Genomic DNA, 9,479 nt, shown 5'->3' with positions numbered 1-9,479 from the left:
GATTGAAAAAGGAAGCTTCGGCTTCCTTTTTTATTGGCCCGATTTTAGCCAAAGGGCTAGCAATCGTGATCAAACACAGTATAATGCCGCCACTTTCAGCAAAATGCTGACAAAAACGCCACTAGACTTGTAATCAAATGCTGGATGGGTATAATAGCCGTCCGCTTAGCTATCTAGGCGTAAGTTCTACGGGTAATCAATTCTGTAGAATTAATTAAAATGACTCCGATTGGGAGTCAAACGGTAAATCACTTCGCTCTGTCTTTCCGAAAAAGGAAATGACTAGAGGGTGGTTTTTTATGTGTCCATTTTAGGAGCTCTGGTCAATGCAGAACCAAAGAATCCGTATCCGCTTGAAAGGCTTTGATCATCGTTTGATCGATCAGTCTACTGCGGAAATCGTTGAAACTGCTAAACGTACTGGTGCCCAGGTACGTGGTCCTATTCCACTACCTACGCGCAAAGAGCGTTTCACCGTTTTGATCTCTCCGCACGTTAATAAAGATGCTCGTGACCAGTACGAAATCCGTACTCACAAGCGTCTGGTTGACATCGTAGAGCCAACTGAAAAGACCGTTGACGCGCTGATGCGTCTGGATCTGGCAGCTGGTGTAGATGTACAGATTAGCTTGGGTTAATTGAGATCCTTAGAGAGGTTTGAGAGATGGCTATCGGTCTTATTGGTCGTAAAGTGGGTATGACCCGCATCTTCACTGAAGATGGTGCGTCTATCCCTGTTACTGTAATTGAAGTAGAAGCCAACCGCGTAACCCAGGTGAAAACTCTGGAAAGCGACGGTTACCGCGCACTTCAAGTTACTACTGGTGCCAAAAAAGCCAATCGTGTCACTAAGCCAGAAGCTGGCCACTTTGCTAAGGCAGGCGTTGAAGCCGGTCGTGGTTTGTGGGAATTGCGTTTGGCAGATGGTGAAGGCGAAGGCATTGAAGTTGGTGCTGAACTTAAAGTTGAAATCTTCGCTGACGTTGCAAAAGTAGACGTTACTGGTCAATCAAAAGGTAAGGGCTTCCAAGGCGGCGTTAAGCGCTGGAACTTCCGTACTCAAGATATGACCCACGGTAACTCACTGGCGCACCGTGCTAACGGTTCTATCGGTCAGAACCAAACGCCTGGTCGCGTATTCAAAGGCAAGAAGATGTCAGGTCACATGGGTGCTGAACGCGTTACTACCCAGAATCTGGACGTAGTACGTGTAGATGCTGAACGTAACCTGTTGCTGGTAAAAGGCGCTGTGCCTGGTGCTAACAACGGCGACCTGATCATCAAGCCAGCCGTTAAAGCATAAGGTCTGAGGAGATAGTAATGGAATTGGTATTGAAAGACGCGCAGAGCGCTCTTGAAGTTTCCGAAACTACCTTCGGCCGTGACTTTAACGAAGCACTGGTTCATCAGGTAGTTGTAGCATTCGCTGCAAACGCGCGTCAGGGCACTCGTGCTCAAAAAACTCGCGCTGAAGTTCATGGCACTGCTAAGAAGCCATGGCGTCAAAAAGGCACCGGCCGCGCGCGTTCTGGTGACGTTAAAAGCCCGATCTGGCGTAAAGGTGGTGTATCTTTCGCTGCTAAGCCACAAGATCACGGCCAAAAAGTTAACAAGAAGATGTACCGTGGTGCTCTGAAGAGCATTCTGTCTGAATTGGTACGTCAAGAACGCTTGATCGTTGTTGAGCAGTTCGGTGTTGAAGCTCCAAAAACTAAAGAGCTGAAAGCTAAACTGAAAGAAATGCAACTGGACGATGTTCTGATTGTGACTCCAGAAGTTGATGAGAACCTGTTCTTGGCAGCACGCAACTTGTACAAGGTTGACGTACGTGATGTTGCAGGTATCGACCCAGTTAGCTTGATCGCGTTCGACAAAGTGCTTGTCACTGCTGATGCTGTGAAGCAAATCGAGGAGATGCTGGCATGATCCGCGAAGAACGTATTTTGAAAGTGATTCTGGCACCACACATCTCTGAAAAGAGCACTGTAGTTGCTGAGAAAAACAACACTGTGGTTTTCCGCGTAGCTGTTGATTCTACTAAAGCTGAAATCAAAGCTGCTGTTGAAAAACTGTTCGAAACTAAAGTCGAAGGTGTTCGCACTTTGGTTACTAAAGGCAAAACCAAGCGTCACGGTGCCCGTCAAGGCCGTCGTAGCGACTGGAAAAAAGCTTATGTAACCTTAGCTGAAGGCGCTGACATCGATTTTATCGGCAACGCTGAGTAAGCAAAGGAGAATTAAAATGGCAATTGTAAAGTGTAAGCCAACCTCTCCAGGTCGTCGCGGCGTTGTTAAAATCGTTAACAGCGATCTGCATAAAGGCAAACCATTTGCTGGCCTGCTGGCGAAAAAGTCTAAGTCTGGTGGTCGTAACAACACCGGTCGTATCACTACCCGTCATATTGGTGGTGGTCACAAGCAACACTATCGTTTGATTGACTTCAAACGTAACAAAGATGGTATCCCTGGCAAAGTCGAACGTCTGGAATACGATCCTAACCGTACTGCTAACATCGCATTGGTGTTGTATGCAGACGGTGAACGTCGCTACATTCTGGCTGCCAAAGGCATGCAAGCTGGTGACAAAGTTGTTTCTGGCCCACAAGCTGACATCAAAACTGGTAACGCTTTGCCACTGATCAACATTCCAGTAGGTTCTGTTGTTCACGCGGTAGAAATGAAGCCTGGTAAAGGTGCACAGATTGCTCGTTCTGCTGGTGCTTATGCACAAGTAGTTGCTCGTGACGGTGCTTATGCAACTCTTCGTCTGCGTTCAGGCGAAATGCGTAAAGTTCCAGTAGAGTGCCGCGCAACTCTGGGTGAAGTAGGTAACGCTGAACACATGCTGCGTCAGCTGGGTAAAGCTGGTGCCAAGCGCTGGATGGGCGTACGTCCAACAGTACGTGGTGTTGCTATGAACCCTGTTGATCACCCACACGGTGGTGGTGAAGGTCGTACTTCTGGTGGCCGTCATCCGGTTTCACCATGGGGCGTACCAACCAAGGGTTATAAGACTCGCAGTAATAAGCGCACTGACAAGTACATTGTACGTCGTCGTAACAAGTAATAAGAGGATTCGCCATGCCACGTTCTCTCAAGAAAGGTCCATTTATTGACCTACACTTGCTGAAGAAGGTAGAGAAAGCGGTGGAAGCGGGTGACAAAAAGCCTATCAAGACTTGGTCTCGCCGCTCAATGATCATCCCACAAATGATTGGGTTGACCATCGCTGTCCATAATGGTCGTCAGCACGTACCAGTGTTCGTAACTGACGAAATGATCGGCCACAAACTTGGTGAATTCTCACCAACTCGCACTTATCGCGGCCATGCTGCTGATAAGAAAGCGAAGAAGCGTTAATACGGGAGGTTATAGATGGAAGTTTTAGCTAAACATCGCTTTGCCCGTACGTCGCCTCAAAAGGCACGCTTGGTGGCTGATCAGATTCGCGGTTTGCCTGTTGATAAGGCACTCGAAATTCTGACTTTCAGCCCTAAAAAAGCCGCCGTACTGGTTAAGAAAGTATTGGATTCAGCCATTGCTAACGCCGAGCACAACGAAGGCGCTGATATCGACGAATTGAAAGTCGGTAAAGTGTTCGTTGATGAAGGTCCAACAATGAAACGCATCATGCCACGTGCTAAAGGCCGTGCTGATCGTATCATGAAGCGCACCAGCCACATTACTGTGGTTGTGTCAGATCGCTAGGAGAGAGCAATGGGACAGAAAGTACATCCTAATGGTATCCGTCTGGGTATCACTAAGCCTTGGGTCTCTACCTGGTACGCTGAAAAAGGTGAGTTCGCTGCGAACTTGCACGGCGACTGGGAAGTGCGTCAGTATCTGGAAAAGAAACTGAAGTCTGCATCAGTATCCAAGATTGTTATCGAACGCCCTGCGAAAAGCATCCGCGTTACTATTCACACTGCCCGTCCAGGTGTTGTGATTGGTAAGAAAGGTGAAGACGTTGAAGTTCTGCGTAACGAAGTTGCCAAAATTGCTGGTACTCCTGCGCAAATCAACATCGCTGAGATCCGCAAGCCTGAGCTGGACTCTAAGCTTGTAGCTGACTCAATCGCCCAGCAGCTGGAACGCCGTGTTATGTTCCGTCGCGCTATGAAGCGTGCGGTTCAAAACGCTATGCGTCTTGGCGCTAAGGGTATTAAAGTTGAAGTTAGCGGTCGTCTGGGCGGTGCCGAGATTGCGCGTTCCGAGTGGTATCGTGAAGGTCGTGTACCTTTGCATACTCTGCGTGCTGATATCGACTACGCAACTGCTGAAAGCCACACTACTTACGGTGTGATCGGTGTGAAAGTTTGGATCTTCAAAGGCGAAGTTCTGGACGGTATCGTACCTGCAGCAGTGGAAGAGCCGAAGCAGCAACCTAAGCGCAAACCTCGTGGTAAATAGGAGAGCCGGTAATGCTGCAACCAAAACGTACTAAATTTCGCAAAATGTTCAAAGGCCGTAACCGCGGTCTGGCGAACGGTACTGACGTTAGCTTCGGCACCTTCGGCCTTAAAGCCGTAGGTCGTGGTCGTCTGACAGCGCGTCAGATCGAGTCTGCACGTCGTGCTATGACACGTCACGTTAAGCGTCAAGGACAAATTTGGATTCGAGTTTTCCCTGACAAACCTATTACCTCTAAGCCTCTTGAAGTGCGTATGGGTAAAGGTAAAGGTAACGTTGAATATTGGGTATGCCAAATTCAACCTGGTAAGGTACTGTACGAGATGGACGGTGTTCCAGAACAGCTGGCTCGCGATGCATTCGCACTGGCTGCTGCTAAACTGCCTATCAAGACTACCTTCGTAACTAAGACGGTGATGTAATGAAAGCGAGCGAACTGAGAGAAAAGAGCGTTGAAGAACTGAACGCTGAACTACTTGGTCTGCTGCGTGAGCAGTTTAACCTGCGCATGCAACACGCTACTGGTCAGCTGGCCCAAACTCACCAGCTGAAACAAGTGCGTCGTAACATTGCGCGCGTTAAGACCATTATTACTTCTAAGGCAGGTGCATAATGTCTGAGAAAATCCGTACTTTGCAGGGTAAAGTGACCAGCAACAAAATGGACAAGTCCATCACTGTTGCCGTTGAGCGTCAAGTTAAGCACCCAATCTACGGTAAGTACGTAAAACGTACTACTAAGATCCATGCACATGACGAAACCAACCAGTGTAATGAAGGCGATATCGTGACTATCAGTCAGTGTCGTCCTCTGTCTAAGACTAAGTCTTGGACTCTGGTTGAAGTAGTGAGCAAAGCCTAATTTTAATTAGGTAGGTAATAAACGGCTCCTTTGTGGGGCCGTTTATATTTTTAGTACTATTCATCCCCAATCAATGGTGTTATACTTGCGCGCCATTTTTGAGCAGTTTGGCTCGAAAATGATGACGTAAAAACCCCATGGTGGGGTATGTGAAGTAACGATAGCGGAGCACTTAAAATGATCCAAATGCAATCGACTCTGGATGTTGCCTGTAACAGCGGCGCTCGCAGAGTTCAGTGTATTAAGGTCTTGGGTGGCTCTCATCGTCGTTATGCCGGTATCGGCGACATCATCAAAGTTTCTGTTAAAGAAGCGATCCCTCGCGCTAAAGCGAAGAAAGGTGATGTGTATAACGCGGTGGTAGTCCGTACTAAGAAAGGCGTACGTCGTCCAGACGGTTCTGTCATTCGCTTCGATCGGAACGCAGCGGTTTTGCTTAACGCAAACCTTGCACCGATTGGTACTCGTATCTTTGGACCTGTGACACGTGAACTGCGTACTGAGCAATTCATGAAAATTGTGTCGCTGGCACCAGAAGTACTGTAAGGAGCTTCAAAATGGCAGCAAAAATCCGTCGTGATGACGAAGTAATCGTATTAGCTGGTAAAGACAAAGGTAAGCGCGGTAAAGTGACCGACGTTTTATCTACTGGCCAGTTGATCGTTGCAGGTGTAAACCTTGTTAAGAAACATCAGAAGCCTAACCCACAGTTGGGTGTAACTGGTGGCATCATTGACAAAGAAGCACCAATCCAAGCATCAAATGTTGCGATCTTCAACCCTGCTACTGGCAAGGCTGATCGTGTTGGTTTCCGAATTGAAGACGGCAAAAAAGTTCGTTTCTTCAAGTCGAACAGTGAACTCGTTAAGTAATCGGAGTAAACGATGGCGAAACTGCATGATAAATACAAAGAGACTGTTGTCGCTGGACTAGTTGAAAAGTTCGGTTATACCAGTGTCATGCAAGTCCCTCGGATTGAAAAAATCACCCTGAACATGGGTGTGGGCGAAGCTGTTGCAGACAAAAAAGTCATGGAAAGTGCTGTCCGTGACATGACTGCTATCGCTGGCCAAAAGCCTGTTGTAACTGTTGCTCGTAAATCAGTTGCAGGCTTCAAAATCCGTGAAGGCTACCCTATTGGTTGTAAAGTGACCCTGCGTGGCGAACGTATGTGGGAATTCTTAGAGCGTTTGATTGACATCGCTATCCCACGTATCCGCGATTTCCGCGGCGTAAGCGCTAAGTCTTTTGATGGTCGCGGCAACTACGCTATGGGCGTACGCGAGCAAATCATCTTCCCAGAAATCGATTACGATAAAATCGATAAAATTCGTGGTATGGATATTGTTATCACTACTACTGCGAAGACTGACGAAGAAGGTCGTGCTCTGTTGGACGCTTTTAACTTCCCATTCAAGAAATAAGGGTAGCGTAATGGCAAAACAATCAATGAAGGCACGTGAAGAAAAACGTGCAAAACTCGTGGCTAAGTACGCTGAAAAGCGCGCTGCTCTGAAAGCTCTGATCGCAAACCCAACTACTTCTGATGAAGAGCGTTGGGATGCTGTTCTGAAGCTGCAAGCGCTTCCACGTGATTCCAGCGCTGCGCGTCAACGCAACCGCTGTAATCAAACTGGTCGCCCACATGGTTTCCTGCGCAAATTCGGCTTGAGCCGTATCAAGCTGCGCGAAGCTACCATGCGTGGTGAAGTTCCTGGTCTGCGCAAGGCCAGCTGGTAAGCCCTAGTCACGGAGTAAGCTAATATGAGCATGCAAGATCCTATTGCGGATATGCTGACACGTATCCGTAACGGCCAAGCTGCTGCCAAAGTGTCTGTGAAGATGCCTTCTGCTAAATTGAAAGTTGCAATCGCAAAACTTTTGAAAGACGAAGGTTATATCACTGACTACGCCGTAGCAGACGAAGGCTCTAAGCCAGAACTGGAAATCACTTTGAAGTATTTCCAGGGCACCCCTGTTGTTGAGACTATCCAGCGCGTAAGCCGTCCTGGTCTTCGTATTTACAAAGGTAAAGACGAATTGCCAAAAGTGATGGGCGGACTGGGTATCGCAATTGTATCCACATCTAAAGGCCTGATGACTGATCGTGCCGCCCGCCTTGCAGGCATGGGTGGTGAGGTTATCTGCTACGTAGCATAAGGAGCTAGGAATGTCTCGTGTAGCAAAAGCACCAGTCTCTATTCCTGCTGGCGTAGAGGTGACTTTGAAAGATCAGACTATCACCGTTAAAGGTGCTAAAGGCAGTCTGACTCGCGAAATCAACAGCGCCGTTAAAGTTGTTGTCGAAGGTGAACAAATCACTTTCGGTCCAGTTGAAGGTCAAGTTAACGCTTGGGCTCAAGCTGGTACAGCGCGTGCGCTGGTCAACAACATGGTTGTTGGTGTTTCGCAAGGCTTCGAAAAGAAATTGAAGCTGGTAGGTGTGGGTTATCGTGCCAAAGTCGCTGGTAGCGACTTGGATTTGACCCTCGGTTTCTCTCATCCTCTGGTACATAAGTTACCAGCAGGCGTTACTGCTGAATGCCCAAGCCAAACTGACATCGTACTGAAAAGTATCGACAAAGCATTGGTAGGTCAGGTTGCGGCAGATATTCGTGGCTATCGTCCACCAGAGCCTTATAAAGGTAAAGGTGTTCGCTATGAAGACGAAAACGTACGCCGTAAAGAGGCTAAGAAGAAGTAAGGTAACGCGATATGGATAAGAAAACTTCTCGCTTGCGTCGTGCTACTCGCACACGTAAGAAGATCCAAGAGCTGGGCGTTAATCGTCTGGTTGTACATCGTACACCGCGTCACATTTACGCTCAGGTGATCAACCCTGAAGCTCAGGTTGTCGCAGCTGCTTCTACCGTAGAAAGTGCGGTGAAAGGCGAGCTGAAATATACCGGCAACGTCGATGCGGCTAAAGCAGTAGGTAAAGCTATTGCTGAGCGCGCGATCGAAAAAGGTGTCACCGTTGTGGCATTCGATCGTTCTGGTTTCAAGTATCACGGCCGTGTGGCTGCATTAGCAGCTGCTGCGCGTGAAGCTGGTCTGCAGTTCTAAGGGGTTTATACAATGGCTAAAGTAGAAACTCAGCAGAAAGATGATCTGCAAGAGAAGCTGATTGCAGTTAACCGTGTATCTAAAGTAGTTAAAGGTGGTCGCATCTTCAGCTTTACCGCTCTGACAGTAGTTGGTGACGGTAACGGTAAGATCGGTTACGGCTACGGTAAAGCACGTGAAGTTCCAGCGGCTATTCAAAAAGCTATGGAAAAAGCACGTCGCAGCATGGTTACTGTTCAGCTGAACGAAGGTACATTGCATCACCCTGTTAAGGGTCGCCACTCAGGTTCTCGCGTATATATGCAGCCAGCATCTGAAGGTACCGGTATTATCGCCGGTGGCGCAATGCGTGCCGTATTGGAAGTAGCAGGCGTTCATAACGTTCTGTCAAAAGCATACGGTTCTACTAACCCGATCAACATCGTACGTGCAACTGTTGACGCTCTGGTACATATGAAGTCACCAGCGCAAATCGCAGCTAAGCGTGGCCTGAATGTTGACGAAATTCGGGGGTAATGCACCATGGCTACTAAAACAATCAAAGTTACTCAGACTAAAAGTGCAATCGGTCGTTTGCCGAAGCACCGCGCCACTTTAACTGGCTTAGGTCTGCGTCGTATTGGTCACACTGTTGAGCTGGAAGATACTCCTTCTGTTCGCGGTATGATCAATAAGGTCTACTACATGGTAAAGGTGGAGGACTAATCAATGCGTCTGAATACTTTATCTCCAGCAGCAGGTTCTAAACCAGCTGGCAAGCGTGTAGGCCGTGGTATTGGCTCTGGCTTGGGTAAAACCGCAGGCCGTGGTCACAAAGGTCAAAAGTCTCGTAGCGGCGGCGGTGTACGCCCAGGCTTCGAAGGCGGCCAAATGCCACTGAAAATTCGTTTGCCTAAGTTTGGTTTCACCTCGCGTACTGCGATGGTAACTGCTGAAGTTCGCGTAGGCGAGCTGGCAAAAGTTAACGGTGATGTTGTCGACCTGAACGCACTGAAAGATGCGAATCTCATTACTCGCAACATCCAGTTTGCGAAAATTGTTCTTTCAGGTACCATTGAGCGCCCAGTAACCGTTCGCGGTTTGAAGGTAACCAAAGGTGCACGTGCAGCTATTGAAGCTGCCGGCGGAAAGATCGAGGAATAA

The 9,479-nt window shown here is 48.2% G+C and carries 21 protein-coding genes; all 21 read left to right on the top strand.

The annotated features are described in order from the left end of the window. The first annotated feature begins 326 nt into the window (after nucleotides 1-326). The 21 genes from rpsJ to rplO all read left to right on the top strand — a co-directional run bounded on the left by rpsJ (nucleotide 327) and on the right by rplO (nucleotide 9,479). Nucleotides 327-638: a 30S ribosomal protein S10 gene (gene rpsJ, locus HR45_RS16730; RefSeq protein WP_011494635.1), complete on the top strand. Its 312-nt coding sequence runs from the start codon at nucleotides 327-329 to the stop codon at nucleotides 636-638. A gap of 26 nt (nucleotides 639-664) precedes the next feature. Beyond that, nucleotides 665-1,303, top strand: a complete 639-nt coding sequence (rplC, locus tag HR45_RS16725) for a 50S ribosomal protein L3 (protein WP_037445313.1) — start codon at nucleotides 665-667, stop codon at nucleotides 1,301-1,303. 17 nt (nucleotides 1,304-1,320) lie between these two features. Next, complete coding sequence (rplD, locus tag HR45_RS16720) at nucleotides 1,321-1,926, top strand: 50S ribosomal protein L4 (RefSeq protein ID WP_037445310.1); 606 nt, start codon at nucleotides 1,321-1,323, stop codon at nucleotides 1,924-1,926. Next, nucleotides 1,923-2,225 carry a 50S ribosomal protein L23 gene (gene rplW / locus HR45_RS16715; protein WP_037445308.1) on the top strand — a complete coding sequence of 101 codons (303 nt, stop codon included), beginning with the start codon at nucleotides 1,923-1,925 and terminating at the stop codon, nucleotides 2,223-2,225. Before rplD ends, rplW begins: the two co-directional genes overlap by 4 nt. A 16-nt stretch (nucleotides 2,226-2,241) precedes the next feature. Continuing rightward, on the top strand, nucleotides 2,242-3,066 hold the full coding sequence (gene rplB, locus HR45_RS16710) for a 50S ribosomal protein L2 (RefSeq protein WP_037445306.1): 825 nt from the start codon (nucleotides 2,242-2,244) through the stop codon (nucleotides 3,064-3,066). Nucleotides 3,067-3,080: 14 nt separating this feature from the next. Next, nucleotides 3,081-3,359, top strand: a complete 279-nt coding sequence (gene rpsS / locus HR45_RS16705; protein WP_011758338.1) for a 30S ribosomal protein S19 — start codon at nucleotides 3,081-3,083, stop codon at nucleotides 3,357-3,359. Between the two features lie 15 nt (nucleotides 3,360-3,374). Continuing rightward, the gene (gene rplV / locus HR45_RS16700; protein ID WP_037445303.1) at nucleotides 3,375-3,707 is read left to right on the top strand and encodes a 50S ribosomal protein L22; all 333 of its coding nucleotides are present in this window, start codon (nucleotides 3,375-3,377) and stop codon (nucleotides 3,705-3,707) included. Between the two features lie 9 nt (nucleotides 3,708-3,716). Further along, nucleotides 3,717-4,409 carry a 30S ribosomal protein S3 gene (gene rpsC / locus HR45_RS16695; protein ID WP_037445301.1) on the top strand — a complete coding sequence of 231 codons (693 nt, stop codon included), beginning with the start codon at nucleotides 3,717-3,719 and terminating at the stop codon, nucleotides 4,407-4,409. 11 nt (nucleotides 4,410-4,420) lie between these two features. Further along, complete coding sequence (gene rplP / locus HR45_RS16690) at nucleotides 4,421-4,831, top strand: 50S ribosomal protein L16 (protein WP_037445298.1); 411 nt, start codon at nucleotides 4,421-4,423, stop codon at nucleotides 4,829-4,831. Next, nucleotides 4,831-5,022 carry a 50S ribosomal protein L29 gene (rpmC, locus tag HR45_RS16685; protein ID WP_011758342.1) on the top strand — a complete coding sequence of 64 codons (192 nt, stop codon included), beginning with the start codon at nucleotides 4,831-4,833 and terminating at the stop codon, nucleotides 5,020-5,022. The genes rplP and rpmC overlap by 1 nt, the downstream gene beginning before the upstream one ends. Then, on the top strand, nucleotides 5,022-5,270 hold the full coding sequence (gene rpsQ / locus HR45_RS16680) for a 30S ribosomal protein S17 (RefSeq protein ID WP_037445291.1): 249 nt from the start codon (nucleotides 5,022-5,024) through the stop codon (nucleotides 5,268-5,270). Before rpmC ends, rpsQ begins: the two co-directional genes overlap by 1 nt. A gap of 177 nt (nucleotides 5,271-5,447) precedes the next feature. Next, nucleotides 5,448-5,816: a 50S ribosomal protein L14 gene (rplN, locus tag HR45_RS16675; RefSeq protein WP_011494644.1), complete on the top strand. Its 369-nt coding sequence runs from the start codon at nucleotides 5,448-5,450 to the stop codon at nucleotides 5,814-5,816. 11 nt (nucleotides 5,817-5,827) lie between these two features. Next, nucleotides 5,828-6,142, top strand: coding sequence for a 50S ribosomal protein L24 (rplX, locus tag HR45_RS16670; RefSeq protein WP_037445286.1), 315 nt, complete (start codon nucleotides 5,828-5,830; stop codon nucleotides 6,140-6,142). Between the two features lie 12 nt (nucleotides 6,143-6,154). Then, on the top strand, nucleotides 6,155-6,694 hold the full coding sequence (rplE, locus tag HR45_RS16665) for a 50S ribosomal protein L5 (RefSeq protein ID WP_037445283.1): 540 nt from the start codon (nucleotides 6,155-6,157) through the stop codon (nucleotides 6,692-6,694). A 10-nt stretch (nucleotides 6,695-6,704) separates the two neighbouring features. Beyond that, on the top strand, nucleotides 6,705-7,010 hold the full coding sequence (gene rpsN, locus HR45_RS16660; protein WP_037445280.1) for a 30S ribosomal protein S14: 306 nt from the start codon (nucleotides 6,705-6,707) through the stop codon (nucleotides 7,008-7,010). 24 nt (nucleotides 7,011-7,034) lie between these two features. Beyond that, nucleotides 7,035-7,430 carry a 30S ribosomal protein S8 gene (gene rpsH, locus HR45_RS16655; protein ID WP_037445277.1) on the top strand — a complete coding sequence of 132 codons (396 nt, stop codon included), beginning with the start codon at nucleotides 7,035-7,037 and terminating at the stop codon, nucleotides 7,428-7,430. A 10-nt stretch (nucleotides 7,431-7,440) separates the two neighbouring features. Then, nucleotides 7,441-7,974 carry a 50S ribosomal protein L6 gene (rplF, locus tag HR45_RS16650; protein ID WP_037445274.1) on the top strand — a complete coding sequence of 178 codons (534 nt, stop codon included), beginning with the start codon at nucleotides 7,441-7,443 and terminating at the stop codon, nucleotides 7,972-7,974. Between the two features lie 11 nt (nucleotides 7,975-7,985). Continuing rightward, nucleotides 7,986-8,336, top strand: coding sequence for a 50S ribosomal protein L18 (rplR, locus tag HR45_RS16645; protein WP_037445271.1), 351 nt, complete (start codon nucleotides 7,986-7,988; stop codon nucleotides 8,334-8,336). A gap of 12 nt (nucleotides 8,337-8,348) precedes the next feature. After that, nucleotides 8,349-8,852: a 30S ribosomal protein S5 gene (gene rpsE / locus HR45_RS16640; RefSeq protein ID WP_037445268.1), complete on the top strand. Its 504-nt coding sequence runs from the start codon at nucleotides 8,349-8,351 to the stop codon at nucleotides 8,850-8,852. A 6-nt stretch (nucleotides 8,853-8,858) separates the two neighbouring features. After that, nucleotides 8,859-9,041 carry a 50S ribosomal protein L30 gene (rpmD, locus tag HR45_RS16635; protein ID WP_037445265.1) on the top strand — a complete coding sequence of 61 codons (183 nt, stop codon included), beginning with the start codon at nucleotides 8,859-8,861 and terminating at the stop codon, nucleotides 9,039-9,041. A 3-nt stretch (nucleotides 9,042-9,044) separates the two neighbouring features. Further along, the gene (gene rplO / locus HR45_RS16630; protein WP_037445263.1) at nucleotides 9,045-9,479 is read left to right on the top strand and encodes a 50S ribosomal protein L15; all 435 of its coding nucleotides are present in this window, start codon (nucleotides 9,045-9,047) and stop codon (nucleotides 9,477-9,479) included.

Origin of the sequence: Shewanella mangrovi (assembly GCF_000753795.1) — a bacterium.
Taxonomy (GTDB): Bacteria; Pseudomonadota; Gammaproteobacteria; order Enterobacterales; family Shewanellaceae; genus Shewanella; species Shewanella mangrovi.
The sequence above is the reverse complement of the archived record's forward strand: the minus strand, read 5'-3'. Positions and strand labels throughout refer to the sequence as shown.

Bases quoted from the DNA above. Each gene is read 5' to 3' on its own strand.
- rpsJ (WP_011494635.1), top strand. From the start codon at position 327: ATGCAGAACCAAAGAATCCGTATCCGCTTGAAAGGCTTTGATCATCGT.
- rplC (WP_037445313.1), top strand. From the start codon at position 665: ATGGCTATCGGTCTTATTGGTCGTAAAGTGGGTATGACCCGCATCTTC.
- rplD (WP_037445310.1), top strand. From the start codon at position 1,321: ATGGAATTGGTATTGAAAGACGCGCAGAGCGCTCTTGAAGTTTCCGAA.
- rplW (WP_037445308.1), top strand. From the start codon at position 1,923: ATGATCCGCGAAGAACGTATTTTGAAAGTGATTCTGGCACCACACATC.
- rplB (WP_037445306.1), top strand. From the start codon at position 2,242: ATGGCAATTGTAAAGTGTAAGCCAACCTCTCCAGGTCGTCGCGGCGTT.
- rpsS (WP_011758338.1), top strand. From the start codon at position 3,081: ATGCCACGTTCTCTCAAGAAAGGTCCATTTATTGACCTACACTTGCTG.
- rplV (WP_037445303.1), top strand. From the start codon at position 3,375: ATGGAAGTTTTAGCTAAACATCGCTTTGCCCGTACGTCGCCTCAAAAG.
- rpsC (WP_037445301.1), top strand. From the start codon at position 3,717: ATGGGACAGAAAGTACATCCTAATGGTATCCGTCTGGGTATCACTAAG.
- rplP (WP_037445298.1), top strand. From the start codon at position 4,421: ATGCTGCAACCAAAACGTACTAAATTTCGCAAAATGTTCAAAGGCCGT.
- rpmC (WP_011758342.1), top strand. From the start codon at position 4,831: ATGAAAGCGAGCGAACTGAGAGAAAAGAGCGTTGAAGAACTGAACGCT.
- rpsQ (WP_037445291.1), top strand. From the start codon at position 5,022: ATGTCTGAGAAAATCCGTACTTTGCAGGGTAAAGTGACCAGCAACAAA.
- rplN (WP_011494644.1), top strand. From the start codon at position 5,448: ATGATCCAAATGCAATCGACTCTGGATGTTGCCTGTAACAGCGGCGCT.
- rplX (WP_037445286.1), top strand. From the start codon at position 5,828: ATGGCAGCAAAAATCCGTCGTGATGACGAAGTAATCGTATTAGCTGGT.
- rplE (WP_037445283.1), top strand. From the start codon at position 6,155: ATGGCGAAACTGCATGATAAATACAAAGAGACTGTTGTCGCTGGACTA.
- rpsN (WP_037445280.1), top strand. From the start codon at position 6,705: ATGGCAAAACAATCAATGAAGGCACGTGAAGAAAAACGTGCAAAACTC.
- rpsH (WP_037445277.1), top strand. From the start codon at position 7,035: ATGAGCATGCAAGATCCTATTGCGGATATGCTGACACGTATCCGTAAC.
- rplF (WP_037445274.1), top strand. From the start codon at position 7,441: ATGTCTCGTGTAGCAAAAGCACCAGTCTCTATTCCTGCTGGCGTAGAG.
- rplR (WP_037445271.1), top strand. From the start codon at position 7,986: ATGGATAAGAAAACTTCTCGCTTGCGTCGTGCTACTCGCACACGTAAG.
- rpsE (WP_037445268.1), top strand. From the start codon at position 8,349: ATGGCTAAAGTAGAAACTCAGCAGAAAGATGATCTGCAAGAGAAGCTG.
- rpmD (WP_037445265.1), top strand. From the start codon at position 8,859: ATGGCTACTAAAACAATCAAAGTTACTCAGACTAAAAGTGCAATCGGT.
- rplO (WP_037445263.1), top strand. From the start codon at position 9,045: ATGCGTCTGAATACTTTATCTCCAGCAGCAGGTTCTAAACCAGCTGGC.